Annotated in this window: 14 protein-coding genes and 1 pseudogene; 12 read left to right on the top strand and 3 right to left on the bottom strand. The window is 73.9% G+C overall.

Annotation, left to right across the window (positions count from 1 at the left end; genetic code table 11):
• Positions 1 to 68: 68 nt before the first annotated feature.
• The 5 genes from pelF (at position 69) to moeZ (ending at position 6,354) form a co-directional block, all read left to right on the top strand.
• Positions 69 to 1,745 (top strand): GT4 family glycosyltransferase PelF, encoded by a 1,677-nt coding sequence (pelF, locus tag SCWH03_RS18795; protein WP_173265424.1) that lies wholly within the window; start codon positions 69 to 71, stop codon positions 1,743 to 1,745.
• On the top strand, positions 1,738 to 3,150 hold the full coding sequence (locus tag SCWH03_RS18790; RefSeq protein ID WP_371872720.1) for a hypothetical protein: 1,413 nt from the start codon (positions 1,738 to 1,740) through the stop codon (positions 3,148 to 3,150). The genes pelF and SCWH03_RS18790 overlap by 8 nt, the downstream gene beginning before the upstream one ends.
• A 241-nt stretch (positions 3,151 to 3,391) precedes the next feature.
• Complete coding sequence (locus SCWH03_RS18785; protein WP_173265423.1) at positions 3,392 to 4,363, top strand: NAD-dependent epimerase/dehydratase family protein; 972 nt, start codon at positions 3,392 to 3,394, stop codon at positions 4,361 to 4,363.
• Positions 4,351 to 5,106, top strand: a complete 756-nt coding sequence (locus SCWH03_RS18780; protein ID WP_173265422.1) for a spherulation-specific family 4 protein — start codon at positions 4,351 to 4,353, stop codon at positions 5,104 to 5,106. Before SCWH03_RS18785 ends, SCWH03_RS18780 begins: the two co-directional genes overlap by 13 nt.
• A gap of 69 nt (positions 5,107 to 5,175) precedes the next feature.
• Positions 5,176 to 6,354: an adenylyltransferase/sulfurtransferase MoeZ gene (gene moeZ / locus SCWH03_RS18775; RefSeq protein ID WP_173265421.1), complete on the top strand. Its 1,179-nt coding sequence runs from the start codon at positions 5,176 to 5,178 to the stop codon at positions 6,352 to 6,354.
• Positions 6,355 to 6,445: 91 nt separating this feature from the next.
• Here moeZ and SCWH03_RS18770 read toward each other — a convergent pair whose 3' ends face one another.
• Together SCWH03_RS18770 and SCWH03_RS18765 are read right to left on the bottom strand one after the other, a co-directional pair.
• Positions 6,446 to 8,191 (bottom strand): alpha/beta hydrolase, encoded by a 1,746-nt coding sequence (locus SCWH03_RS18770; RefSeq protein WP_254076850.1) that lies wholly within the window; start codon positions 8,189 to 8,191, stop codon positions 6,446 to 6,448.
• Between the two features lie 243 nt (positions 8,192 to 8,434).
• A complete protein-coding gene (locus SCWH03_RS18765) occupies positions 8,435 to 11,464 on the bottom strand; it encodes a lysylphosphatidylglycerol synthase domain-containing protein (protein ID WP_173265420.1) in 3,030 nt (1,009 codons plus the stop codon).
• A gap of 206 nt (positions 11,465 to 11,670) precedes the next feature.
• Between SCWH03_RS18765 and SCWH03_RS18760 the strand changes: the two genes are divergently transcribed.
• The 6 genes and pseudogenes from SCWH03_RS18760 to SCWH03_RS29195 form a co-directional block, all read left to right on the top strand.
• Positions 11,671 to 12,063, top strand: coding sequence for an MGMT family protein (locus SCWH03_RS18760; protein WP_173265419.1), 393 nt, complete (start codon positions 11,671 to 11,673; stop codon positions 12,061 to 12,063).
• Positions 12,064 to 12,305: 242 nt separating this feature from the next.
• Entirely contained in the window at positions 12,306 to 15,971 is a 3,666-nt protein-coding gene (locus tag SCWH03_RS18755; RefSeq protein WP_173265418.1) for an ATP-dependent helicase, read from the top strand.
• A 275-nt stretch (positions 15,972 to 16,246) separates the two neighbouring features.
• Complete coding sequence (locus SCWH03_RS18750) at positions 16,247 to 20,167, top strand: ATP-dependent DNA helicase (RefSeq protein WP_173265417.1); 3,921 nt, start codon at positions 16,247 to 16,249, stop codon at positions 20,165 to 20,167.
• 286 nt (positions 20,168 to 20,453) lie between these two features.
• Positions 20,454 to 21,875: a M20/M25/M40 family metallo-hydrolase gene (locus SCWH03_RS18745; protein WP_173265416.1), complete on the top strand. Its 1,422-nt coding sequence runs from the start codon at positions 20,454 to 20,456 to the stop codon at positions 21,873 to 21,875.
• Positions 21,876 to 22,776: 901 nt separating this feature from the next.
• Positions 22,777 to 23,724 (top strand): NAD(+) diphosphatase, encoded by a 948-nt coding sequence (gene nudC, locus SCWH03_RS18740; RefSeq protein WP_173265415.1) that lies wholly within the window; start codon positions 22,777 to 22,779, stop codon positions 23,722 to 23,724.
• A 41-nt stretch (positions 23,725 to 23,765) separates the two neighbouring features.
• Positions 23,766 to 24,094: pseudogene (locus tag SCWH03_RS29195) on the top strand (XRE family transcriptional regulator); the annotation flags it as partial.
• Positions 24,095 to 24,166: 72 nt separating this feature from the next.
• Here the strand turns inward: SCWH03_RS29195 and SCWH03_RS18735 are convergent.
• Positions 24,167 to 24,421, bottom strand: coding sequence for a mycoredoxin (locus SCWH03_RS18735; protein WP_173265414.1), 255 nt, complete (start codon positions 24,419 to 24,421; stop codon positions 24,167 to 24,169).
• Positions 24,422 to 24,657: 236 nt separating this feature from the next.
• Here SCWH03_RS18735 and SCWH03_RS18730 point away from each other — a divergent pair, with 236 nt between their 5' ends.
• Positions 24,658 to 26,832, top strand: coding sequence for an ATP-dependent DNA helicase UvrD2 (locus SCWH03_RS18730; RefSeq protein ID WP_173265413.1), 2,175 nt, complete (start codon positions 24,658 to 24,660; stop codon positions 26,830 to 26,832).
• Positions 26,833 to 26,933: the final 101 nt, after the last annotated feature.

Below are 26,933 nucleotides of genomic sequence, written 5' to 3'. Positions count from 1 at the left end.
TAGGTTTTTGGCGCTGCGGGACGCCGGACGGAAGGCGCCCGCCCACACAGGAGATCGGGGGTGCGCTCGTGCGGATCGGGTTGCTCACGGAAGGTGGCTATCCGTATGCGACGGGTCAGTCCAGGCTCTGGTGCGAGCGGCTCGTGCGCGGGCTCCCGCAGCACGACTTCGACGTCTACGCACTCAGCCGCTCCGCCCATCAGGAGGACCAGGGCTGGATGGAGCTGCCGCGCCATGTCACGCGGGTGCGGACGGCGCCGATATGGGCGCCCGAGGACGACGGCCGCACCTACGGTCGCCGTGAACGGCGCCTCTTCGCCGCCCACTTCGCCTCCCTCGCCGCCGCCGTGTGCTCCGACGGCGACCCCGGGGCGTTCGCCGAGGGGCTGTACGGCCTCGCCGGCCTCGCCCGGGAACGCGGCGGTCTGCACGCGGCACTGCGCTCCGAAGTCGCCGTGCGCACCATGGAATCCGCCTGCCGTGCTCGCGGCGCGCGCCGTGCCGTGCACGCCGCGGCGGTACCGGACTACCTCGCCTTCACCGACGAGATAGAGCGCGCCCTCCGCCCGCTCTCGCTCGACTGGTACGGGGACGACTCCCTCGGCGCGGCCGATCTCTGCCATGCCGCGTCCGGCGGCACCGCGGCCCTTCCCGGGCTGCTGGCCAAACGCTTCTTCGGGACCCCCCTGCTGGTAACCGAGTACGGCGTACCACTGCGCGCCCACTATCTCGCGGCCTACGGCGCGCACCTCGCCGCACCCGTCCGCGCTCTGCTCGGCGCCTTCCACGGCTGCCTCGCCTCGGAGGTCTACCGGCAGGCGTCCGTGATCACCCCCGGAAACACCCACACCAGGCGCTGGCAGGAGAGATGCGGGGCCGACCCCGCCCGACTGCGCACCGTCTACCCCGGCATGGACGCCGAGCGCTTCACCGCGGTGGGGGAGGGGAACGACTCCGGCGACCCGCACACCCTCGTCTGGGTGGGCAGGATCGAGCCGGCCAAGGACCTCATAGCGCTGCTCCACGCCTTTGCGAAGGTGCACCGGGAGGAACCGGGAACGCGGCTGAGGGTCATCGGCCCCCCCGTCACGGGACCTGACTCCGGCCGCTACCTCGCGCACTGCAGAACCCTGGCCGCGCAGCTCTTCCCCGACGAGGCCGCGGACGCCCACACCGTCGGCGAGAACCCCGTCTCGTTCGAGGAGATAGGAGGCCCGAAGGCCCCCGACCTCACGGACGCCTACGCCGCCGGAGCGGTGATCGTCCTGTCGAGCGTCGTCGAGGGCTTCCCGATCAGCCTGGTCGAGGCGATGTTCTGCGGCCGGGCGACCGTGTCCACCGACGTAGGCGCCGTCGTCGAGGTCATCGGTGGCACGGGGCTCGTGGTCCCCCCTCGCAACCCCCGGGCTCTCGCCGACGCCTGCCTGGCACTGCTGCGCGACCCCGAACGCCGGGAACGGCTCGGTGCCGCGGCCCGTTCGCGGGCACTCGAACTCTTCACCGTCGAACAGAACGTCGCCGCTTTCCGCGGCATCTACCTGGAGCTCATCTCCCACAGCCCGGTCCACCGCCTCTCGGACACCGTGGACGGCGACGGTGCGCCGGTCCCCTTCGCCACCCCGGCGGAGGCCCATGCCCCCGGTCGCCTGACCGGTGGCCGCAGCCGCCCCAGCTGGGCGGACTCCGCTCCGGACACCACCGCTTCCCTCACCACCGCGGCCGCGCCAGGAGGGCCCGATGCCTGAGCCCACCGACCTCACCTCCGCCGGCCCAGCGGCCACCGCAGGGCAGTCCGGCTCCGGCTCGGGACACCGCCAGGTCCCACCGGCCGGTGACCCGGAGCAGGCCCCCGGTGCCGACGGCCCGGGGGGCACCGCTTGTGCCGACGCCGCTGAGCGTGCTGTCGTGGTCGGTGGCCCGGGTGGCCCGGGTGGCCCGGGTGGCCCGGGTGGTCCGGGTGGCGCTGCCGGTGTCGACTCCCCGGGGCGGATCGCCGTTGCAGCGGATCGTGGCACAGGCCCGAAGGAGCGTGCGGCGAGTGAGGACGCGGCGGCGGCCGGTGCTGTCGGTGCTGCCGGTGCTGCCGGTGCGGCCGCTCGGGCCCGGGACGGCCGGCGCGGGCCCGCCGACCCGGTGAGAGCCCTGCTGCACCGCCACCGGGAACTGTGCGAGCGCGCCGTGGACCCGCTGGAGATCGCCGCCGGCCTGGAGGCCCACGGCGTCACCGACAGGACCGCCGCACGCTTCCGGCACCGCGATGTCTTCTCCCTCGCGGAGGAGCTCTACGCCAGGGTCCCGCGGGGCGAGGAGGCTGCGCAGCCCCAGGCGGATGAGGCAGCCGCCGCACGCCCGGCGCACCTGGTGTCGGCGATGGCGCCGGGGGCCGTCGCGGTCGCCACCGCGGCCGGGCTCCGCTTCACCGACGGCGGAGCCCGGCTGGGAGCGGGGGCGGCCGGAGCCGTCGCGCTGGCCGTCGCGCTCGGCTGGAGTCTGCGGCGCGGGCCCCTGCGCGCCCCTGGGCGCGCCAGGCGGGTGACGCCCTATCTGGTGTGCTGGCTCGCGGCGTACTCGCTCCTCGGCGACGGCCTGCTGGCCGAGCTGGTCGCCGGCGGCCCCCTCGGACCCTGGCCGGTCGCGCCCGGCCCGCTCGTCGGCCTCGCCCTCGCCGTGGCTCCTGCCGCCTGGGTCGCTCGATTGTTCTCCGCCCGGGCGCGGCGCGGGCTCGGCGGCAGCAGAGGGCTCGAGGAGTTCGCCGCGGGCACCCGGCCCCTGCTGCTGGGCTGCGTCGCCCTCCACACCGGCGCCCTTATCGCCCTGCTCCTGCTGACGTCCCTGCTGGTGCCCGTGGTGATCGCCCCGGCCATCGCCCTCGGTCTGCTGCTCTTCCTCGCCCGGCTGCTGACCGTGCACGGCTACCCGCAGGCGGCGGTGACCGGTCTCGCGTTCGCCTGTGCCGGCGAGGCCCTGGCACCGGCGGCCATTCTCGGCGGCCGCCTTCCCGGGTGCGGTTTCCTCGCCCGACCCGTCGAGGCGGCGGTGCGTACCTGGGGTGCCGCGGCCGTCCCCGCTCTCGTGTGCGGCGCGGCCGCCCTGGGGCTGCTCGTCCACGCGAGCGCGGCCCTCTCGAGGGCCTCTGCCCACACCACGTAGCCCCACGTAGCCCCCATGTGAACCACTCGACCCGCACCCGACAGCACCGCCCGCACCCGACAGCACCGCCCGCACCGCCCGCACCCGACAGCACACCCCTCACACGGGGCCCACACGCCCCACTGCTCCCGCGGAGCCGACGCCGCGGGCGTATCCCACCACCGCACCATCCACCGAGGAGACAGACGACGATGACCCCGCACCACCCAGCACCGGCCCGTCGGCCCCGAGGAGCCGCGCGATGAGGGTGCTGCTGCTCGGAGCAAACGGATTCCTCGGCCGGTTCGTCGCCGACCGGCTCGTCGCCGACCCGGCCGTGCACCTGACCGCGCTGGGGCGCGGCGACGACGCCGACGTACGGTTCGACCTCGCGGGCGGCAGCCCGGGAGCACTCACCCGGTTCCTGGACGCCGTCCACCCGGGAGTCGTGATCAACTGCGCGGGCGCCACCCGCGGCGGCGCCCGCGACCTCACCCGGCACAACACGGTGGCCGTCGCCACCGTCTGCGAGGCCATGCGCCGCAGCCGCTGCGACGCCCGGTTCGTCCAGCTCGGCTGCGCGGCCGAGTACGGGCCCTCGCAGCCCGGTTCCTCGACCGCGGAGGACGCCGTGCCGCGCCCCGGAGGGCCCTACGGGGTGTCCAAGCTCGCCGCGACCGAGCTGGTACTCGGATCCGGACTCGACGCCATCGTCCTCCGGGTCTTCTCCCCGGTCGGCCCCGGCACCCCGGCCGGCTCGCCGCTCGGCCGGCTGGCCGAGGCCATGCGCCGCGCCATGCAGTCCGGCGACGCCGAGCTGAAGCTGAGCGGCCTCGGCATCCAGCGGGACCTCGTCGACGTGCGGGACGTGGCGCGCGCCGTGCACGCCGCCTCGCTCTCCGCCGCACAGGGCGTCGTCAACATCGGAACGGGCCGCTCCGTGCGGCTGCGCGACGCCGCAGCCGTGCTCGCCAGGGTCGCCGGGTACACGGGGACGCTGCACGAGCTGGACGGCCCGCCCCCACGCCCCGGTCATCCCGTGATCGGTGCTCCACGGGGCCCGGAGCCCGTCCCGGAACAGCTGGGCAGCACGCCCTACCCCTATCCCGACGGCTGCGGCAGCTGGCAGCAGGCGGATGTGCGAACCGCCCGCGACCGGCTGGGCTGGCGGCCGCGGATCAACCTCGAGGAGTCCCTCGCGGACATCTGGATGGAGGCGGCATGCCGCATCTGATCAGCACGGAACGCGCACTCTCCGCCACGGGCGCCGACCGGATCGGCCTCGGCGTCCCGGGCTACGCCCACCCCCTGGTAGCCCCGGCCGAATGGGCCGAGCTGACCCGACCGGGCACCCCGCTGCACTGGACCGTCCTGGACGTCGCGGACGGGCCGGGCAGCAGACCCGACCCCCACTGCCTGGAGGCGGCAGGCCGGCTCACCAACGCCGGGGTCCGGGTGCTGGGCCGCATCGACCTCGCCCACGGCGACCGGATGTTCAGTGAGATCCTCTCCGACGCCCATCGCTACCTCGACTGGTACCGCGTCGGCGGGTTCCTGCTGGACCGCTGCCCGGCCGGACCGGCCGACCTCTCCCGGGTGCGCCGTACCACGGCCACCCTGGAGGCCGTTCTCGACGGTGGGCACATCGTGCTGGGCCATGGTGCGCACCCCCACCCCGGATACACGGAGGCCGCCGACCAACTCGTCACCTTCCGCGGCGCCTGGACCGACTACCGCTGGTCGCAGGTGGCGGAGTGGACGGCCGACCATCCGCCGGAGCGCTTCGTCCATCTCGTGCACGGGGTGCCCCGGACGCATCTGGACGAAGCCATGAGGATCGCCCGCTGGCAAGGAGCCGGAACGATCTTCTTCACCGACCGCTGGGGCCCGAGACGGGGCCGGGACGGGGCCTTCGACTCGCTGCCCGGCTACTGGGACGAAATCGTCTCGCGGATCGGACCGGGTGTCTCGGAATGAGAGGGCGCGTGGCAGTGTTGCAGCGAGAGCAACCGTACTGACGACGCAACCACCAACGACGGAGTCCCCGTGTCGCTGCCACCCCTGGTCGAGCCGGCCGCCGAGCTCACCGTAGACGAGGTCCGCAGGTACTCTCGCCACCTGATCATCCCCGATGTGGGGATGGACGGGCAGAAGCGGCTGAAGAACGCAAGGGTGCTGTGTGTGGGTGCCGGCGGTCTCGGCTCGCCTGCGCTGATGTACCTGGCGGCGGCCGGTGTCGGCACGCTCGGCATCGTGGAGTTCGACGAGGTCGACGAGTCGAACCTGCAGCGTCAGATCATCCACAGCCAGTCGGACATCGGCCGTTCCAAGGCGGAGTCCGCCCGTGACAGCGTCAAGGGCATCAACCCGTACGTGAACGTGGTCCTCCACGAGGAGCGGCTCGAGGCCGACAACGTGATGGACATCTTCAGCGGGTACGACCTCATCGTCGACGGCACGGACAACTTCGCCACCCGGTACCTGGTGAACGACGCCTGCGTGCTGCTCGGCAAGCCCTACGTGTGGGGGTCGATCTACCGCTTCGACGGCCAGGCCTCGGTGTTCTGGTCCGAGCACGGCCCTTGCTACCGCTGCCTCTACCCGGAGCCCCCGCCCCCCGGCATGGTGCCCTCCTGCGCCGAGGGAGGCGTGCTGGGCGTGCTCTGCGCCTCCATCGGCTCCATCCAGGTCAACGAGGCGATCAAGCTGCTCGCCGGTATCGGGGAGCCGCTGGTCGGCCGGCTGATGGTCTACGACGCACTGGAGATGCAGTACCGCCAGGTGAAGGTCCGCAAGGACCCCGACTGCGCGGTCTGCGGCGAGAACCCGACCGTCACGGAACTCATCGACTACGAGGCGTTCTGCGGCGTGGTGTCCGAGGAGGCGCAGGAGGCGGCGCTCGGTTCCACGATCACTCCGAAGCAGCTCAAGGAGTGGATCGACGAGGGCGAGAGCATCGACATCATCGACGTCCGCGAGCCGAACGAGTACGAGATCGTCTCGATTCCCGGGGCGCGCCTGGTCCCGAAGAACGAGTTCCTGATGGGCGGTGCCCTCCAGGACCTGCCGCAGGACAAGAAGATCGTCCTGCACTGCAAGACGGGCGTCCGCAGTGCGGAAGTCCTCGCGGTGCTCAAGTCGGCCGGTTTCGCCGACGCCGTGCACGTCGGCGGAGGCGTGATCGGCTGGGTCAACCAGATCGAGCCGCAGAAGCCGGTCTACTAGCGCGTGTGGTGAGAGCCGCTTCGTCGACCGTCCGTCGGTCCCTGCCCGCGGGGGCCGACGGACGCCGGCCCGGACACGGCCCGGCCGGCCGTCAGCGGCAGACGGTGCCGGGTGCCGGTACCCGGCCCTCCAGCAGGTACTGGTCCACCGCTTCCGCCACGCACGTGTCGCCGCTGTTGTAGGCACCGTGGCCCTGGCCCTCGTACGTCACCTCGACCCCGACCCCCTCGCCGAGCGCCTCGGCCATGGCCCTGGCACCCTCGTACGGGGTCGCCGGGTCACCGGTGTTGCCGATGACGACGATCGGGGCCGCGCCGGGCGCGCTGACGTCGGGGGTCTCCCACTGCCCCGGCACCGGCCAGTGCTTGCAGCCCATCAGACCCCAGCCGAGGTAGTCGCCGAAGACCGGGGACGCCTCGCGGAACTCGGGGAGCCGCGCCTTGGTCTCGTCCAGGGAGTACCGCTCCTTGAAGTCGACGCAGTTGATCGCGGCGTTCGCCGCCTGGATGTTGCTGTAACGCCCTTCCCGGTTGCGCCCGTTCATCGCGTCGGACAGCGCGAGCAGCAGGGAGCCGTCGCCGCCGTCCGCCTCGTCGATCCCCTGCTCGAGCAGGGGCCAGTACTCCTTGGAGTACAGGGCCTGGGCGATGCCGTTGGTCGCCTGGGTCTGGGTGAGTTCACGGTCGCCGATGCCGGGGATCGGCCGCTTCTCCAGCCGGTTCTGGAGATCGATGACGAACTGCTGGATCTCCTCGGGGGTGCTGCCCGGCAGCTGGCACGCGTCTCCCCGCGCGACGCAGTCCTCGGCGAAGTTGGTGAACGCCAGCTGGAATCCCCTGGCCTGTGCCAGCGAGCCCTGCACCGCGGTGCTGGTCGGGTCGACGACGGCGTCGAACACCGCTCGTCCCACGTTCTCCGGGAAGAGGTGGGCGTAGACGCCGCCGAGCTCGGTTCCGTAGGAGATGCCGAAGTAGTGGAGCTTGTCGTCACCGAGGACCCGGCGCATCAGATCCATGTCCCGCGCGGCGTTGGCGGTGCCGACATAGGGCAGGTCAGGCCCCGAGTTCTCCTCGCAGGCCGAGCCGTACCGCCTCAGATTCTCGCTGTACGCCTTCTCCTCGGCGCTGTCGTCCGGGGTGGCGTCCTGGGCGTAGTACTCGTCCAGCTCCTGGTCGTCGAGGCACTCCACGGGCTGGCTGCGGCCGACCCCCCGCGGGTCGAAGCTCACCAGGTCGTAGCGGGCGCGCAGCCGCTCGAAGTCCGCCGCCGCCGCGGGCAGGGTGCTGACGCCGGAGCCGCCGGGGCCGCCGAAGTTGAAGACCAGGGAGCCGATCCGGTTGGCCTGGTCGCGGGCCTTCGCCCGGATGAGTGCCAGCTCGATGGTCTCGCCGTCGGGCTCGGCCCAGTCGCGCGGCACCTCCATGAAGGAGCACTCCCACGTGGTGCCGCCGGGCAGCGGTGAGGGCGCGGTTCCCCCGCCCTCGGCCTCCGAGGGCGCGGGGCACGGCTCCCAGTCGAGGCTCTGGCCCGTGAGGTCCCGGTCGCGCTGCACCCCGTTCCCGCCTCCGCCGTCGCCGTCCGCGCAGCCGGCGGTGATCAGGAGCGTGGTGGCGACGGCGGCGGCGAGCAGGGTCCCGGCGCGCCGCGCGGCAACGCTGCGGCGTTCGGGGCTCCCGGCGCCGGCGGCGCCGGGAGTGCTCGGCGCGTCGCCGTCCCGGCCCGGGGCGGCAGCGCTCCGGTGCGGGACGGATGCCTTCGGGGGGTCGGCGGTGCCGGTTTCCCGGCCGTCGCCGCCGGGATCAGGGCCGGCGGGGCGGCCGGTAGGAGAGGTCGGCATGCCCCCATCCTGCGGCTCGGCACGGCGGCCCGCCTGTCGGCGGCGCCCCACCGGGATCGGTTCGGCGGCACCCCGCCCACCCGGGACACCGGTATGGCGTCCGGGCTCCGCTCGGTTCCGCCGCCCCGGACGGAGGCGGTGAGCCGGACCGATCGCCGTGGACCAGGGCAGTGCGGACACCCGCGGTCCCGGCCGCCTCGCACGGTCGTGCGGGCGGCCGGCCGATCGGTCATTCGCGGCCCGTCAGAGCGCGCCCTTCCGGGTGAGGTGGTTGAACGACAGCCAGCCCGGCAGCACCGGGAGCCAGAGTGTCAGCAGCCGGTACATCAGTACGGCCGGCGCCGCGACCTCCGGCGGCAGCCCCACGGCGATGAGCCCCAGGGTCAGCGCGCCCTCCACGGCACCCACACCGCCCGGCGTCGGGGCCGCCGACCCCAGGGCGTTGCCGGCCAGGAAGACGACGGCGATGCTGGCATAGCTGAGCTGCTGGTTGCCGTTGTCGAAAGCCCGGATGGAGGCGTCCAGGCACATCACGAAGGAGCCCGTGAGCAACAGCATGCCGCCGATTCCGGTGATCAGCTTCCCCGGCCGCTGGAGGACGTCCAGCATGCGCGGGACGACCCCGGCGAAGAGGGAGCGCAGCCGGGTCGCCACGAACTTCCGCAGGAAGGGGATCGCGGTCACCACCAGTACCAGGACGGCGACCGTCAGCAGCCCGGCGATGACGGTCCTCGACGGCGTCAGCGACGATGTCTTCTCCGTGCCGGTGAGATAGCCGAAGGCGAGCAGCAGCAGGATGTGCGCGCCGAGCCCGAAGAGCTGCGAGGCGCCGACGCTCGCCACGGCGAGCCCCGGGCGGACTCCGGAGCGCTGCAGGAAGCGGGTGTTCAGCGCGACGCCGCCGACGGCCGCGGGTGCGACGATCTTCACGAAGGAGCCGGCGACCTGCGCGACCACGGTCCGGGGGAACGGCACCCGCTCCGGCACGAAGCCCAGCAGGCTCATCGCGGCCGCCAGATAGCTGAACGCCGAGAACAGCACCGCGGCGGCGACCCAGCCCCAGTGGGCCTGGCTGACCACGGCGAGATCGGTCCGGGTGATCTGGGACAGCAGGAAGTACGCGGCGATGGCCCCGGCGATCAGGCTGACGAGCGTGCGCGGCCGGATCCGCTCCAGCCGGGCGGGCTCCACCGGCGCCTGCGGACGGATCAGCAGTACCTGGTGGCGGATCTGGGCGAGCAGGTCCTCCTCGCGTGCCTCGTCCAGTGCCTCGCCCATGGCCCGCTTCTCGGCCTGCTTCTCGGCGCGCGACGATCTGCGGACGGCTTTTCTGCCGTCCTCCGCTCCGGGCGTGCCCTGCTCGGCCCTTTCCCGGCGGGCCGACTCGGCTGCTGCCAGCACCGCCTCCCGCTCGCGCTGTGCCCGCTCGCGTGCCAGTCGGCGCAGCGTGGCCCGGGTGGAGCGGCTGAGCGCGATGGGCTGCAGCAGCGGCAGGCAGTCCGCGACCCCGTCGGGCCCCAGCACCTCGACGGCCGCGGCGACCGCGCGCTCGGCTCCCACCCGCAGACCGACGGTCGTCAGCAACTGCGCGACGTCCATGCGCAGTACCACGTCGCCCGCCGCGATCTCGCCGCCGCGCAGGTCGGTCAGCACCACCCTGCCGGAACGATCCACCAGAATCGCGTCGCCGGTGAGCCTGCGGTGCGCGATACGGCGTGACTGCAGCGCCCGTACCTGCCGGAACGCTCCGTGGACCACCCTGTCGGTGATCTCCTCCTCGGACAGGCAGTCCAGCGACCGGCCGCCGAGGTGCTCGTACACCAGCATCACGGCATCCGGGCCGAGCTCGGACGTGGCGATCAGACGGGGCGCGTTGGCGCCGGCGGCGATGGCGGCGTAGGCGAGCAGCGCCTCCTGCTCCAGGGCCTGCCGCAGCGACTGGTTGGAGCGACGGGTGGTGATGCCCCGCAGCGTCAGCCGGCGCCACACCCGGTAGAAGTAGCCGTGCGCCTGCTGCTCGCGGTCGACGACGGTGACGTCGAGCGGCGGGCCGTCCTCCAGGGTGACGAGGTACCGCCGGCCCCGGTCGCCCTGGTCGGCGTAGTCCGGCGCGTCCTCGGCGCGCATGGCGGTCACCGGGCGGAAGCCGACGTGCCGGAGGCCGGCGAGAAGGGTCTGACCGGTCGGCCGCACGTTCGGGGAGCCGACGGCGTACAGCGTCCCGTAGGCGACGGTCCAGCCGATCAGCACGGTCAGGATGATCGAGAACGGTGTGGTGTAGCCGGCGACGAGCATCGCGAAGGCATCGAGGAGCAGCACACCCCACAGCGCGACGCGCCAGCGCGGCCTTCGCGCCATGCCGACTGCCGTCATATAGGCGATCACGGGTGCCAGATAGCCGTGGACCGGGTCGGTGAGCCCGCCGCCCGAGGCGGGCTGGGTCAGTGCGTCCTGGATCTGGGCCGGGGCGGCTTTGGCGACCCAGAGGTCGGTGGCGAGCGTCACCCCGTGTGCGAGCACGGCTGCGAGTACACCGTCGGCGATCCGCAGCCCGTCCCGTTTGATGAGCCGCTCGATCGCGAAGGCGACGGGGACCAGCAGCACCGCGATGCTCGACATCAGCCCGGCGAGTTTCACGAGCAGGTCGGGGGCCTGGCCGGTGCCCTTGGAGATGTCCGACTCGAGGCCGGTGGTGGTGCCGTGGGCGAAGGCGGCGACGCCCAGCACGACGGCGATCGCGAGGATGCCCGCCAGGAGCCGCGTCAGATCGGACGGGCGGTGGACGCGAGCCGCCAGCAGGGGCTCGTCGCCCGAGAGGCGGTCGATGTGGGCCACGTCGTCGCCGGCGCCGGGTGCGTGCCGGCGTTCGGGTTCCGGCGCCCGGTGCCCGGTCTCGCCCGGAGGGCGGGCCGGCGCGGTGGGCCGGTTCCGCGCCCCGGCGCCCTCGGCCGGGGTCGGGGTCGAGCCCGCCGGGGGGGCCGCCGAGGGGGCTCCGGAGGCGGGTGCGGCCGGGTGGGAGGGGGCGGCCCCCCGGCCCTTCTGCCCATCCCGGCTTTTCACCGGGTCTCCTTCCGGCGGCTCCCGGCCCTTCTCCGGCTTCCGGTTCCCCTCCGGGCCCTGGTCCCCCCCGGGCTCCCGGGTGTGGTCGGGGTCTTCCGCAGAGCCCCCGGAGTGGCCCGGGTTTCCGGCGGGGTCCTGGGGGCCCTGGTGCGGTCCGGCGGCTCCGGAGCGCGACTGGGGGCCGGAGGTGCTCGCCGCCGTGGGAGGCTGCACGCCCAGCTCCTTCGTCGTGTCGGTCTCTTCTTGATCTCGTATCACCAGTCACCGCCCGGACGATGGTGGCATGGCGAACCGACAGAGGGGGGCATCAGGGTGCGACGCGAAGGTACGTGCTGTGCTGTTTGCCCCCATTTCTCGTTATGTATGCAGTATGTCGTCGGCTCGGCTCGCTGTCGGTGGCATGGGGCAGGATGGGCGGGATGAGCGATGAGGTGCCGGAACGGCCGGAGCTGCCGGAGCTGCCGGAGTACGCGGAGCGTGTGCTCGCGGTCGCCGAGCAGATACCACCCGGCCGGGTCATGACGTACGGTGATGTCGCCGAATGGCTGGGTGAGGGGGGACCGCGCCAGGTCGGCAGGGTGATGGCGCTGTACGGAGGAGCGGTTCCCTGGTGGCGGGTGGTGCGCTCCGACGGCTCCCTGGCGGCGGGCCACGCGCTCCGGGCACTGCCGCACTACCGGGCCGAAGGCACCCGGCTGAGGCAGGCACCGCCGGGCGCGGAGGGCCATCTGCCGCGCCTCGACATGAGGCGGGCCCGCTGGGACGGCGTCACCCGCGCCCCGGACGGGACCGGCGGAGGAGCCCGCATCTGACCGCTTCCGCCATGCGAGGGCGCCGTCACGCGTCCGCGGTCCGCCGCCCGTGCCGGCGGAGGTTCCGGGCGGTCCGCCCGCGGCCCGGGGGCATGCGGGCGTAGCGTCTGCCCCGACGCCCGGGGCGTCCGCGCCGCCGGCGGCTCCTCCCCACCGCCCCCGGGCCCGTCCGCTCCGCCCGTGCGCCCGCGCCGGGCCCGTCGTCAGCACTGTCCGCACACCCACCAGGACCGGCGATCCACGTGAGTTCCTCCTCCTTCACCGGGAGTACACCGCACCGTCGGGTACGGCAGGGGTTCCCTCCGGGCCCGCAAGGGCGCAAAGGGCGGGCACCGGGCGCGTACCGACTGGTTCGCACCTCGCCGAGCCCGGTGGATCCCCCTCTCCTGGACGCCTCGCAGCGTGCCGTGGTTGACCATGGGCGCGGCCCCCTGCTCGTACTCGCGGGGCCGGGCACCGGAAAGACGACGACGCTGGTCGAGGCGGTCGCCTCCCGGATCGAGCGGGGTGCGGACCCGGAGCGGCTGCTGGTACTCACCTTCAGCAGGAAGGCGGCCGTCGAACTGCGCGACCGGATGGCCGTGCGGCTGGGGGGCGCACGGGCGCCGCAGGCCACCACCTTTCACTCCTACTGCTATGCGCTGGTGCGGGCCCACCAGGACGCGGACCTCTTCGCCGAGCCGCTGCGCCTGCTGTCCGGTCCCGAGCAGGACGTGGCCGTCCGGGAGCTGCTGGCCGGGCAGCTCGACCTGGAGCGGGAGGGAAGGGCCGGGGTGCGCTGGCCCGCCGAGCTGCGGGCGTGCCTCACCACCCGCGGCTTCGCCGACGAGGTGCGGGCCGTGCTGGCCCGCAGCCGGGAACTCGGCCTGAGCCCGGCTGCGCTGGCGGCCTTCGCCCGGCGTACCGGGCGTCCCGACTGGGATGCCGCCGCGTCCTTCCTCGCCGAGTACCTGGACGTCCTCGATCTGCAGGGCGTCCTGGACTACGCCGAACTCGTCCACCGGGCGTCGCTCCTCGCCGAGCGGCCGGGCACGGGCGACCACATCGCCCAGCGCTACGACGCCGTCTTCGTCGACGAGTACCAGGACACCGACCCGGCCCAGGTCCGGCTGCTGCGGGCGCTGGCCGGGGACGGCCGCACCCTGGTCGCGTTCGGCGACCCCGACCAGTCCATCTACGCCTTCCGGGGCGCTGACGTGAACGGCATCCTCGGCTTCCCTGCGGTGTTCCGGCGCGGCGACGGCCGCCCGGCCCCGGTCGCGGTACTGAGGACCTCCCGTCGCTCCGGGGAGGCCCTGCTGTCGGCCACCCGTCGGCTCACCCGGCGGATGCCGCTGCCCCGGCTGCCTTCGGACCGGGTCCGGGCCCACCGCGAGCTGACGGCCACCCGTTCGGGCGGCCGTGTCGAGGTCTACACGTACCCGACCGCATCGGCGGAACTCGGCAACGTCGCCGACATCCTGCGGCGCGCCCATCTGGAGGAGGGCGTGCCGTGGCACGACATGGCGGTCCTCGTGCGCGCGGGCACGCGCAGCCTCCCGGCGACGAGGCGCGCGCTCACCATGGCAGGCGTGCCGGTCGAGACGGACGGTGACGACATCCCCCTGCGCCACGAGCCGGCGGTGACGCCCCTGCTGACCGCACTGCGGACCGCGGCGAGGCCGCTCGCCCCGGGACACACCGCGGCCGAAGGCGGGGACGGCGGCGGGGACGGCGGCGGGGACTGCGGCGGGGAGAGTAGCGGGGAGAGTAGCGGGGACGGTGGCGGTACGGGAGAGGGGGGTCAGGACGAGGGCGGCTGGGGAGGGTATGCCGGGGACGGCCGCGGGCGCCCGGACGGCGTTCGGGACGGGGGCGGGCACGCCGGCTCCGGCGCCCCTTCCCGGCCGGACGCAGGCCCCGGTCCGGATTCCGCGGCTTGTGCGGGTTCCGGCTCCGGTTCCGGCTCCGGCTCCGGTCCGGATTCCGCGGCTGCGGACGCCGTGGGCTCTGGTCCCGAAGGCTCCGCTCCCGGCTCCCCGCCTCAGGAGCATGCCCCCGTCGACGCCGACACCGCGGTGACCCTCCTCACCTCCCCTCTCGGCGGCATGGACACCGCGGATCTCCGCCGGCTCGGCCGCGCCCTCCGTGACGAGGAGCGCGCGGCCGGCGACCGCGTACCGCCCCCGTCCGACGTCCTCATCGCCCGCGCCCTGGCCGAACCCGAGCGGCTGGCCGTGCACGACCCGGCGTACGCCCGCCCCGCCCGGCGGCTCGGCCTCCTGCTGCGCAAGGTCCGCGAGCTCCTCGACGGCGGCGGGACCGCGGAAGAGGCACTCTGGGAGCTGTGGACCGGCACGTCCTGGCCGCAGCGTCTGGAGCGGACGGCCCTCCGCGGCGGTCCCGCCGGCCGCAACGCGGACCGCGACCTCGACGCCGTCTGCGCGCTGTTCGAGACGGCAGCACGAGCCGAGGAGCGCACCGGCGGCCGCGGCGCCCTGAACTTCCTCGACGAGCTGGAGGCCCAGGACATCGCCGCCGACACGCTTGCGCGCCGGCCCGAACGCCCCGCGGCCGTACGGCTGATGACCGCCCACCGGTCCAAGGGCCTGGAGTGGGGCCTCGTCGTGGTCGCCGGTGTACAGGAGGGCCTCTGGCCGGACCTGCGCCGCCGCGGGTCGCTGCTGGAGGCCGACCGGATCGGCCGCGACGGACTGGCGGAGCCCCTCACCCCCGGCGCACTGCTCGCCGAGGAGCGCCGTCTGTTCTACGTCGCGGCCACCCGCGCCCGGGACCGCCTCGTCGTCACCGCCGTCAAGGCCCCCTCCGACGACGGCGACCAGCCCTCGCGTTTCCTCACCGAACTCGGCGCCGAACCACGGGACATCACCGGCCGGCCGCGCCGCCCGCTCGCCGTCGCCCCGCTGGTGGCCGAACTCAGGGCCACCACCGTCGACCCCGACGCCTCCGACGCGCTCACCGACGCCGCCGCGCGACGGCTCGCGCGCCTCGCCGCACTCACCGACGACGAGGGGCAGCCCCTGGTGCCCGCGGCGCACCCCTCCCGCTGGTGGGGACTGGAGGATCCGACGCACAGCGGGGTGCCCCTCCGCGATCGCGACCACCCCGTCACCCTGTCGGGGAGTGCCCTCGACCAGCTCGCGAACACCTGTGCTCTGCAGTGGTTCCTGGGACGGGAGGTCAGGGCGGACGCCCCCGCCACCGCGGCGCAGGGTTTCGGCAATGTCGTGCACGTCCTGGCCGACGAGGTCGCCTCCGGCCGCACCCCCGCCGATCTGGCCGTCCTCATGGAACGACTCGACTCCGTGTGGGACGCCCTCGCCTTCGACGCGCCCTGGAAGTCGGCCCAGGAGAAGGAGCACGCGCGCGCGGCGCTCGAGCGCTTCGTCCGCTGGCATGTGACCGACCGCGGCGGCCGCACCCCCGTCGCCACCGAGCACGAGTTCGACGTCACGCTCGAAGCCGGCCCGTACGAGGTGCGCATCAGGGGTTCCATGGACCGCGTCGAGCGGGACGAACGAGGGCGGGCGTACGTCGTCGACTTCAAGACCGGCAAGCAGGCCCCGACCAAGGGCGAGGTCGAGCGCCACCCCCAGCTCGCCGTCTACCAGCTCGCCGTCCGCGAGGGCGCCGTCGACGAGTTCTTCGACGGCGACCGCCCCCTGCCCGGCGGCGCCGAACTCGTGCACCTCCGCCAGGCCGCCCCCAAGAAGGAGGGCGGGGACGCGGTCCCCCGCGTCCAGTCCCAGGAACCCCTCTCGGGCGAATGGGTCGGCGACCTTCTCGCCACCGCCGCGGGACGGGTCCTCGACGAACGCTTCACCCCCAGCACCGGCTCCCAGTGCGAGCACTGCGCCTTCCGCTCCTCATGCAGTGCCAGGCCCGAGGGACGCCACATCGTCGAATGACGGCCGGGGCCGCGCCGCGCCGGGGCCCGGCGGCGGCCTTGCGGCCGTCGGCCATCGCGGGCGGCCCGGGGTGGACCAGCGGTGGCCGGCCCCCGCGGACCGCGCACCGCCGTCCGGCCCGGTCTGCGGGGGCCCGCGGTCCGCGGGGCAGCGGCGTCCGGCCGCCGCGGAACCGCCGTCCGGCACGGCGCACGGGGCCGCGGGGCCCGGTCCGCGGGGCCGCCGGATCCCGGGTGCCGGCGTCGATGTCGGTGGTCGCCGCTAGCCTCTCTGAGGTGTCCGCACGCATCACCGACCCCGAGCAGCTCAAGGAACTGCTGGGGGTCCCTTTCACCCCGGAGCAGACGGCCTGCATCATCGCGCCGCCCGCGCCGCAGGTCATCGTGGCCGGGGCCGGATCCGGGAAGACGACGGTGATGGCCGCCCGCGTGGTGTGGTTGGTCGGCACCGGCCAGGTGGAACCGCAGCAGGTCCTGGGGCTGACCTTCACGAACAAGGCCGCGGCCGAGCTCGCCGAGCGTGTTCGCGCGGCCCTCGTCCGGGCCGGGGTCACCGACCCGGACATGATCGACCCGGACGATCCGCCGGGAGAGCCGAGCATCTCGACCTACCACGCCTTTGCCGGACGCCTCCTCAAGGACCACGGCCTCCGTCTCGGGCTGGAGCCCACCTCCCGGCTGCTCGCCGACGCCACGCGCTACCAGCTCGCCGCGCGCGTGCTGCGCGAGGCCCCGGGCCCCTACCCCGCGCTGACCAGGTCCTTCCCCTCCCTGGTCGGAGATCTGCTCGCCCTCGAGGCCGAACTGGCCGAGCACCTGGTGGAGCCCGAGGACCTCCGGGCGCACGACTCCGCGCTGCTGCGCGAACTGGGGGGCGCCGTACTGGGCAACGCGGACCTGCGCAAGGTCCCCGAGGCGGCCGCAGCCCGCCGGGAACTGCTCGATCTCGTCGTGCGCTACCGCGTGGCCAAGCGGTCCCGCGACCTCCTCGACTTCGGCGACCAGATCGCGCTCTCCGCGCGGCTTGCGCTCACCCGCCCCGAGGTCGGCCGCGTCCTGCGCGACGAGTTCCGGGTGGTTCTGCTGGACGAGTACCAGGACACATCCGTGGCCCAGCGCCTGCTGCTCTCCGGTCTCTTCGGCCGGGGGCCGGCCCGGGGCGGTGCACCGGCCGACGGCACGGGCCATCCCGTGACGGCGGTGGGCGACCCCTGCCAGGCGATCTACGGGTGGCGCGGCGCGTCCGTCGCCAACCTCGACGACTTCCCCCGGCACTTCCCCCGTGCCGACGGCCGCCCGGCCACCCGCTTCACCCTGAGCGAGAACCGCCGCAGCGGCGGCCGCCTCCTCGACCTCGCCAACGGCCTGGCCGAGCCGCTGCGCGCCCGCCACGAAGGCGCCCGGGCGCTCCGTCCCGCACCCGGGGCGGAGCGGGACGGGTCGGTGCGGATCGCGCTGCTGCCGACCCACGCGGAGGAGATCGGGTGGCTCGCCGACTCGATCGCCCATCTCGTCCGCACGGGCAAGGAGCCGGGCGAGATCGCGGTACTGTGCCGCACCGCCGGGGATTTCGCGGCGATTCAGGGTGCGCTCGTCGCCAGGGACGTCCCCGTGGAGGTCGTCGGACTGTCCGGGCTGCTGCACCTGCCGGAGGTCGCCGACCTGGTCGCGGTCTGCGAGGTGCTCCAGGACCCGGGCGCGAACGCCTCGCTGGTCCGCCTCCTCACCGGCCCGCGCTGGCGTATCGGAGCCCGCGACCTGGCCCTGCTCGGTCGCCGGGCGCGCCTGCTGGTCCATCGTCCCGACGGCGGGGAGGCGGATGCCGACCAGCGGCTCGCCGCCGCCGTCGAGGGCACCGACCCGGCAGAGGTCGTCTCCCTCGCCGACGCCCTCGACACGTTCCTGGAGCAGACCGGGCCGGACGACGGCCTGCCGTTCTCCGCGGAGGCCCGGGTCCGCTTCGCCCGTCTCGCCACCGAACTGCGCGACCTGCGGCGTTCGCTGGCCGATCCGCTGATGGACGTCCTCCACCGGGTCCTCGCCACCACCGGCCTCGACGTGGAGCTCTCCGCCTCGCCGCACGCCCTGGCCGCCCGGCGCCGCGAGACCCTCGCAGGCTTCCTCGACGCCGCCGCGTCCTTCGCCTCCCTCGACGGTGACGCGACACTGCTGGCCTTCCTCGGATTCCTGCGGACGGCCGAACAGTACGAGAAGGGCCTCGACCAGGCGCTGCCGGGCGGCGAGAACACGGTGAAGGTACTCACCGCCCACAAGTCCAAGGGGCTGGAGTGGGACGTCGTCGCGGTGCCCGGCCTGGTCGCCGAGCAGTTTCCCAGCACCCGCCCCCGTGAGTCCTGGACCTCCCAGGCCAAGGTCCTTCCCCATGCGCTGCGGGGCGACGCGGCCACCCTGCCCGGCGTCACCTCCTGGGACGCGAAGGGCGTCAAGGCTTTCAAGGAGGAGATGAAGGCGCATCAGCGCACGGAGGAACTCCGGCTCGGATACGTGACGTTCACCCGCCCCCGCGCCCTGCTGCTCGGTTCGGCGCACTGGTGGGGCCCCACCCAGAAGCGCCGCCGCGGCCCGTCGGAGTTCCTGGAGGCGCTGTACGGGCACTGCGCGGCGGGCTTCGGCGAGATCGAGGCATGGGCCGAGGAACCGGAGGAGGATGCCCGGAACCCGGTACTGCATGCGGCGACGGCGGAGCAGGCGTGGCCGCTGCCGCTGGATCCCACTGCGACCGCGCTCCGACGGGAGGCCGCGCGCACGGTGCTGGCCCATCTGGAGTCGATGACCGGCGCCGGAGCCTTGCCGGTGCCCGGCCCTGTGGCCGGGCCCACGACCGGCCCTGCGGCCGGGCCCGCGATGGGTAGCGCCACAGCCGCCGTGCCCCACGACCGCGGGGGAGTCCCAGGCAGCGGAACCGTGCCGGGCGGAACCGGGGGTGTTCTCCAGGACGCACCGTCCGGCGTCGGCCTCTGGCCCGATGAGCTCACGGAGCCCGCCGGTGAGCCGTGGCCGGAGGAGGCGTGGACGGAGGAGCCGTGGACGGAGGGGCCGCGGCCGGAGGAGCCGTGGCCGGGGGGCTGCCCGCCCGCCCGCAGTGCGACTGGGGTCACGGAGAGGCCGACGGACCCTCGGCCCCCGAGCCCGCCTGCCGGAGACGCGGGGGAGGCCACGGTCCCCGCGGACGCCGGGGAGGTCGCAGACACCGCAGGCACGGCGGACATCGGAGACGCCGACGGGCCTTCGGCCTCCGGGCCACGCGGACCCGCATCCGGGGAGGGCGCGGCCATCGGCGCCGCGGACGACGGCGATGGCCCCGCTCCGGTGCCCGGCGGAGCCGCCCGTGCCCCCCACGACAGGGCGGACCCCGGTCCGCACGCCTCCCCTCCGGCCCGCTACCGGCTGCCCGGACAACGCGCCGAACCCCTCACCCCGGAGGACGCCCGGGCCATCGCCTCCTGGGACCGCGATCTCGAAGCCCTCACCGGTGAACTCCGCCGCGCCCGCGAATCCGTGCGAGAGGTTTCCCTGCCGGCATCGCTGTCGGCGTCCCAGCTGCTGCGGATCGCCGCCGACCCGGACGGTTTCGCACGGGAACTGGCGCGTCCCATGCCCCGGCCGCCCCAGCGTGCCGCCCGCCGGGGCACCCGCTTCCACGCCTGGGTGGAGTCGCGCTTCGAGGAACTGCCGTTGCCCATGCTGGGGCCGGACGAACTGCCGGGGGGCGACCCGGATGGGGCCGGTATCGAGGACGAGCGCGAGCTTGCCGCCCTGAAGGAGGCGTTCGAGCGCACGCCGTATGCCGGCCGCGTCCCGTACCGGCTGGAGGCCCCTGTCCAGGTCAACCTGGCGGGCAGGGTCATCAGGGGCCGGATCGACGCCGTCTACCGCGACGCCGCGACGGGCGCCTTCGAGATCGTGGACTGGAAGACCGGCCGTGGCCGTGACGCCGATCCGCTGCAACTCGCCGTCTACCGGCTCGCCTGGGCCGAGCAGCACGGCCTCCCGCCCGAGGCGGTCGCCGCGGTGTTCGTCCACGTGCGCACGGGAGAGATCGTCCGCCCCGGTGGACTGCCCGGCAGGGCGGGCCTGGAGCGCATCCTCCTGGACGACCGTGCGCCGGGTGGCGGCCCCTGGTCCGATGACGGCGGGGCCGGTGCCCCGGGGTCCGGCGGCAACGGGCCTGACTGAGGGCGTCCGGTTCCGAAGACGGCGGGCCGGTGCCTCCCGTGTCCCGAGGTCTTGTGTCGCAACGATCGGTGCCCCAAGGCCGGTGCCCCGGGCTCGGGCGCCGGCGCCCGAGCCCGGGACACCGCGCCCCCGCCCGTGCCTCCTGGGGCGGCCGCGGGGTGACCGTGCGTCCGACGGCCCCCGCCGGGCACTCCGTCCGCGCCCCCGGCTCGTGCCCCGCCCCGCCTCGCCCCGCCCCCACCGGCCGGTCGGGGGACCGCTCCCGGCGCCGGATAGGCTCGAGGCCATGAGCGACACCCCGGACAGCGCCGTCCGTATGTACATAGCGGAGCACCGCGCGGCTTTCCTCGCCGACCTCGCCGAGTGGCTCCGTATCCCGTCCGTCTCCGCGCAGCCGGAGCGTGGCGAGGACGTACGGCGCAGCGCGCGGTGGCTGGCGGCGAAGCTCAAGGACACCGGCTTTCCGGCCGCCGAGGTCTGGGAGGCTCCCCCGGCCGCGCCGGGCGCCGCCCACGGTGCGCCGGCCGTCTTCGCCGAATGGCCGTCGGGTGACCCGGACGCTCCCACGGTGCTCGTCTACGGCCACCACGATGTGCAGCCCGCCGCCAGGGAGGACGGCTGGGACACGGACCCCTTCGAGCCGGTCGTGAGAGACGGGCGGATGTACGGCCGGGGCGCCGCCGACGACAAGGGCCAGGTCCTCTTCCACACCCTCGGCGTACGCGCCCACCTGGCCGTAACCGGCCGCACGAGCCCGGCAGTGAACCTCAAGCTGCTCATCGAGGGCGAGGAGGAGTCCGGGTCACCGCACTTTCGGGCCCTGGTCGAACAGCACCGGGACCGGCTCGCCGCCGATGTCGTGATCGTCTCCGACACGGGTATGTGGTCGGAGACCACGCCCACCGTGTGTACCGGCATGCGCGGTCTCGCCGACTGCGAGGTCGCCCTGTACGGCCCGGACCAGGACATCCACTCCGGTTCCTTCGGCGGCGCCGTACCCAACCCGGCCACCGTCGCCGCCCGGGTCGTCGCGGCGCTGCACGACGAGAACGAGCGGGTGGCGGTCCCCGGCTTCTACGACGGTGTCCGCGAGTTGACCGCTACCGAGCGCGAACTCCTCGCCGAGCTGCCGTTCGACGAGTCCGAGTGGCTGCGCACGGCCAAGTCGTACGGGACGCTCGGCGAGGCGGGCCACACCACCCTGGAGCGCGTCTGGACCCGCCCGACCGCCGAGGTCAACGGCATGGGCGGCGGTTACCAGGGACCGGGAGGCAAGACGGTCATTCCGGCCGCGGCCCGGCTCAAGCTCTCCTTCCGGTTGGTGGCCGGCCAGGATCCGGACCGGGTGGAGGAAGCGGTGCGCACCTGGATCGCGTCCAGGGTGCCCGCGGGTATCCGCCACGAGATCACCTTCGGCGCGGCGACCCGGCCCTGCCTGACCCCCCTGGACCATCCCGCCCTGCGGTCGCTCACCCGGTCGATGAGCCGCGCCTTCGACGGGCAGAAGATCCGCTTCACCCGGGAGGGCGGGTCGGGGCCCGCCGCAGACCTCCAGGACGTGCTCGGTGCGGCGGTGCTCTTCCTGGGCGTTTCCGTACCGTCGGACGGTTGGCACGCACCCGGCGAGAAGGTGGAGCTGTCCCTGCTGCTGAAGGGCGCCGAAACCGCCGCGTACCTGTGGGGCGACCTGCCCGGCGCCCTCCGCTGAGGGACGGCCGGCCATCCGCAGACGACCGACCGGCAGACGACCGGCAGACGACCGGCACACGACCGGCAGAGAACCAGTCGATCCGGGAGAGTGGAAAGCACCTGTGAGTTCCCTGAGCCGACCCCGGGACCCGTACTTCGCAAGTCCGCGGAGTGCGGCCCCGGCAGGGCGTGTGGCGCAAGCCCCTCCCGGCCCGCGACGCCCGGCCCGTACGCCCTCGTGGCCGGCCCCGCACGGGGCGCGCCCCCTCGCCGGGTGGTCGGACTCCTCCGAGGGTGCCCGGTGCAAGGGTGACGGCGCGCCGTGCGCCCGCACGCGGCAGGCGCCGGGGGCCCCGCTCTGCGGGCGGACGCAGCCGCTCTCGCGCCGTGCCGCAGGCCGCGAGGGGCGTCACCGTGCCCTGTTCGGTCCTGTCGCCGAGGTGGTGGTTCCCGGGATCGCCCGGGGTCCCGGTTCGCCGGCGGTCCCCCGTCACACACGGCCGGGAACGCGCGGCGGTGCAGGCGGCGGGGGGACGGCGCCCCGAGCCCGCCCGGGCGTCACGGCCGATCTTCGCGGCCCGGACGCCGGCACGGCGGCCGTCGTCCGCGTCACCCGCGGCGGCCGGCCGGGGGCCGCCGGCGGCGGCGCAGCGGAAGGCCCCGGTCCCAGCCGATGTACACGAAAGGAGTACCCCTGTGCCAAGTGCGGAGTACCTGTCCGGTGACGAGGACGTCTGCCGGGGCCGTACCGGTCGGCCCGCTGCCGGCCTTACGCCTGACGCAGATCGGACTGCCTCGGTGCGGTGGGGCCGGCACAGCCCGCCGCTGCCGTCACCCGCCGCACACGCCGGGTCGTGCACCCGCCGGTACCGGGAGGTCGCACCCCTGCCCGTGAGGGCCGCAGAAGGGATGGTCCTCTGATGGGCACCTTCGACCATGTCACCGACGGCCGCCCCGTCGGCCTCACCGCGCCCAGCGGTATCGACCGCGCCGCGCACCACCGACTCGACGAGGCGTGGCTGGCCGCGGCGTGGAGCCACCCGACGACACGGGTGTTCGTCGTCTCCGGGGGGCAGGTGCTGGTCGACGATGCACCCGACGGCCGTACCGAACTGGTCACGACGCCTGCCTTCGAGGCGCCGCCCACCGAGACTCACCGGTACTTCCTCGGCACGGACGAGGACGGCGTCAGCTACTTCGCGCTGCAGAAGGACTCGCTGCCCGGCCGAATGGACCAGTCCGCCCGCCCTGCCGGACTGCGCGAGGCCGGTCTGCTGCTGCCCCCCAGAGACGCGGGGCTGATGGTCCACGCGGTGGCCCTGGAGAACTGGCAGCGGCTCCACCGTTTCTGCTCCCGCTGTGGCGAGCGGACCGTCATCGCGGCCGCCGGGCACATCCGTCGCTGCCCGGCCTGCGGCGCCGAGCACTATCCGCGCACGGATCCTGCGGTGATCATGCTCGTGACGGACGAGGAGGACCGGGCGCTGCTCGGCCGTCAGGTCCACTGGCCGGAAGGCCGCTTCTCCACGCTCGCGGGCTTCGTCGAGCCCGGTGAGTCGATCGAGCAGTCGGTGATCCGAGAGGTGTACGAGGAGGCCGGTGTCACGGTCGGCGAGGTCGAGTACGTCGCCAGCCAGCCGTGGCCTTTCCCGTACAGCCTGATGCTCGGCTTCATGGCCCGCGCCACCTCGGCCGAGGTCTCCGTGGACGGCGACGAGATCCACGAGGCCCGCTGGTTCTCCCGGGAGGACCTGCGGGCTGCCTTCGAGTCGGGGGAGGTCCTCCCCCCGTACGGGATCTCGATCGCGTCCCGGCTGATCGAGCTCTGGTACGGCAAGCCGCTGCCGAAGCCGGGTTCCCCCGTCTGAGTCCGCGCCCCGGCCGGGGCCCTCGAGTCCCGTGGAGGCTCCTGGTGATCGTGCGGCACGGGAACCGGCAGACCGCTCAGGGCCTCCCTGGGCGTCGGGCGACCCGGCCGGTCCGCCTGTCCTCGACCTCACCGTAGACCGGAACGTCGTCACCGGTCCGCGGTCGGGCAGACGGCCGCCGACGGCTACGCCAACGGTGCCCGATACCACGGAGCCGTTCAGCTCCCGGTCGGGCCGACCGGCCGGAGGACGGCCGGGAAGTGGGTCGGGTTCGGCGGGGACTTGGACGGGAACACGGGGCCGTGGGAGCTGCGGCTCAGTGGACGGGTCCCCATCGAAGGCGATCTTGGAGCAGTACTCCCGCGCACCTCGGTGGTCTCCGGGACGTGGGCAGGGCCCCTGCCGGAGCAGGGGCCCTGTCATGCCGACGGGGGCGGGAGGGTCAGCGGGCGAGGGCCTGCTTGACCTGTGCCAGGCTCGGGTTCGTCATGACCGACTCAGTACCGGAGGGGGAGATCGCCAACACCGTGGGGACGGTCTGGTTGCCGTTGTTCGCCTTCTCGACGAACGCCGCCGACTGCGGGTCCTCCTCGATGTTGATCTCGACGTAGGAGATCCCCTCGCGGTCCAGCTGGCTCTTGAGCCGCCTGCAGTAGCCGCACCAGGTGGTGCTGTACATCGTCAGGGTGCCCTGCATGTCTCTCTCCCGCTTCTCTGGGCAGGTGGGGGCCGGTGCCCCACGGGGTTTCCGGGTGGTGAACGCACGCGGCCCCGCCACCATTCCCCGTGCGGGTGCCCCGACGGTTCCCGTACCGGCGTCGGCGGTGCCCCGTACCGCTGCGCCCTGTGCCACCACGGCCACCGGTACGACCAATCCCCTACCACTGTGGACAACAGTCCCGGTGATCTCGTGGTACCTGGCAGCATGGCGGGGTGACAGCAGCAACGCACTCCTCTCTCTTCCCTCCGGTTCCCGAGTCCGCGGACGCGGTGCTGGACGGGCTCGACCCCGAGCAGCGGGCGGTCGCCACGGCTCTGACCGGCCCGGTGTGCGTCCTGGCCGGCGCCGGCACGGGCAAGACGCGGGCGATCACCCATCGCATCGCGTACGGGGTGCGGGCCGGGATACTCCAGCCGGCGAGTGTGCTGGCCGTCACGTTCACCAACCGTGCGGCCGGCGAGATGCGCGGCCGGCTGCGGCAGCTCGGCGCGGGGGGAGTGCAGGCCCGCACCTTCCACTCGGCGGCGCTGCGGCAGCTCCAGTACTTCTGGCCGAAAGTCATCGGCGGGGAGTTGCCCAGACTGCTGGAGCGCAAGGTCCAACTCGTCGCCGAGGCGGCCGCCCGCTGCCGTATCCGGCTCGACCGCAATGAGCTGAGGGACGTGACCGGCGAGATCGAGTGGGCGAAGGTCACGCAGACCGTCCCCGCCGACTATCCGGCCGCTGTCGCCAAGTCCCTCAGGGACGCCCCGCGCGACACTGCGGAGATCGGCCAGATCTATGCGCTGTACGAGCAGCTGAAGCGGGACCGCTCGGTGATCGACTTCGAGGACGTCCTGCTTCTCACGGTCGGCATCCTCCAGGATCGGCACGACATCGCCGACCAGATCCGCCGCCAGTACCAGCACTTCGTGGTCGACGAGTACCAGGACGTGTCGCCGCTCCAGCAGCGGCTGCTGGAGCTGTGGCTCGGCGACCGGGAGAGCCTGTGCGTCGTCGGGGACGCCAGTCAGACGATCTACTCCTTCACCGGAGCCACCCCCGACCATCTGCTGAACTTCCGCACCCGCCATCCCCAGGCGACGGTGGTGAAGCTGGTGCGCGACTACCGGTCGACCCCCCAGGTGGTCCATCTGGCCAACGGCCTGCTGGGGCAGGCGCGCGGCCGCGCCGCCGAGCACCGGCTGGAGCTGGTCTCGCAGCGCGAACCCGGCCCGGAGCCGTCCTATACGGAGTACGCGGACGAGCCCGCCGAGGCCGAGGGCACCGCCCGCCGGATCCGCGATCTGATCGCCGCGGGCGTCCCGGCCGGCGAGATCGCCGTGCTGTTCCGGGTCAACGCCCAGTCCGAGGTGTACGAGCAGGCCCTCGCCGACGCGGGCGTGCCCTACCAGCTGCGCGGCGCGGAGCGCTTCTTCGAGCGCGCCGAGGTCAGGGAGGCCGGCGTAGCGCTCAGGGGAGCGGCCAGGGCCGGGACGAACGACTCCCTGCTGGACGAAGCGGAGGATCTGCCGTCGCAGGTCCGGGCCGTGCTGTCGACCAAGGGCTGGACCGGGGAGCCGCCCGCCGGTTCGGGTGCGGTGCGCGACCGCTGGGAGTCGCTGGCCGCCCTGGTCAGGCTGGCCGAGGACTTCGCCAGGGGCCGGCCGGGGGCCGGCCTCGCCGACCTCGTCGCCGAGCTCGACGAGCGTGCTGCCGCCCAGCACGCGCCGACCGTCCAGGGAGTCACCCTGGCCTCGCTCCACTCGGCCAAGGGACTGGAGTGGGACGCCGTGTTCCTCGTCGGGCTCAGCGAGGGGATGATGCCGATCACCTATGCCAAGACCGAGGAGCAGGTCGAGGAGGAGCGCCGGCTCCTGTATGTCGGCGTCACCCGGGCCCGGCTCCATCTGTCGCTGTCCTGGGCGCTCTCCCGCTCACCCGGCGGACGCGCCTCCCGTCGGCCCACCCGCTTCCTGAACGGGCTCAGGCCCGGATCCGCGGCCACCGGCCCCCGAGCGGCCGGCGGCGCCGGAGGCGTCGAGCGCGGCGACACGGGCCGGCGTAAACGCCGAGGCCCGGTGCTGTGCCGGGTGTGCGGCAAGACGCTCACCGACGCCGGCGAGATGAAACTGATGCGCTGCGATGACTGCCCCTCCGACATGGACGAGGCGCTGTACGAGCGGCTGCGCGAGTGGCGCTCGGGGCAGGCCAGGGAGCTGGGCCAACCGGCGTACTGCGTCTTCACCGACAAGACCCTGATGGCGATCGCCGAAGCCGTGCCCGGCAGCGAGCGGGAGCTTGCCGCCATCTCGGGTGTGGGTGGACGCAAACTGGACCGTTTCGGCGCCGATGTGCTGGCCATCTGTGCAGGCCAGGAGGTTGGGGATGATGAGGAGGGCGACTGATGCGAACTCGTCGAGAAAATAGTTTGCGCGCGCGCCAGTCGTCCCCATAGGTTCTTAACCACGGGCACGGCGGCTTCTCCGAAGCCCCGTCTGTCTGTGCT

This window comes from Streptomyces pacificus, from assembly GCF_011766325.1.
In the GTDB taxonomy this organism is placed as follows: Bacteria; Actinomycetota; Actinomycetes; order Streptomycetales; family Streptomycetaceae; genus Streptomyces; species Streptomyces pacificus.
Note: the sequence above shows the minus strand (reverse complement) of the source record. Positions and strands in the feature narration are given on the sequence as shown.

What these genes read in the sequence shown, in the direction of transcription:
- SCWH03_RS18760 (WP_173265419.1), top strand. Translation starts at nt 11,671, where the DNA reads ATGAGCGATGAGGTGCCGGAACGGCCGGAGCTGCCGGAGCTGCCGGAG.
- nudC (WP_173265415.1), top strand. Translation starts at nt 22,777, where the DNA reads ATGGGCACCTTCGACCATGTCACCGACGGCCGCCCCGTCGGCCTCACC.
- SCWH03_RS18745 (WP_173265416.1), top strand. Translation starts at nt 20,454, where the DNA reads ATGAGCGACACCCCGGACAGCGCCGTCCGTATGTACATAGCGGAGCAC.
- SCWH03_RS18735 (WP_173265414.1), bottom strand. Translation starts at nt 24,421, where the DNA reads ATGCAGGGCACCCTGACGATGTACAGCACCACCTGGTGCGGCTACTGC.
- SCWH03_RS18790 (WP_371872720.1), top strand. Translation starts at nt 1,738, where the DNA reads ATGCCTGAGCCCACCGACCTCACCTCCGCCGGCCCAGCGGCCACCGCA.
- SCWH03_RS18785 (WP_173265423.1), top strand. Translation starts at nt 3,392, where the DNA reads ATGAGGGTGCTGCTGCTCGGAGCAAACGGATTCCTCGGCCGGTTCGTC.
- SCWH03_RS18780 (WP_173265422.1), top strand. Translation starts at nt 4,351, where the DNA reads ATGCCGCATCTGATCAGCACGGAACGCGCACTCTCCGCCACGGGCGCC.
- SCWH03_RS18770 (WP_254076850.1), bottom strand. Translation starts at nt 8,191, where the DNA reads ATGCCGACCTCTCCTACCGGCCGCCCCGCCGGCCCTGATCCCGGCGGC.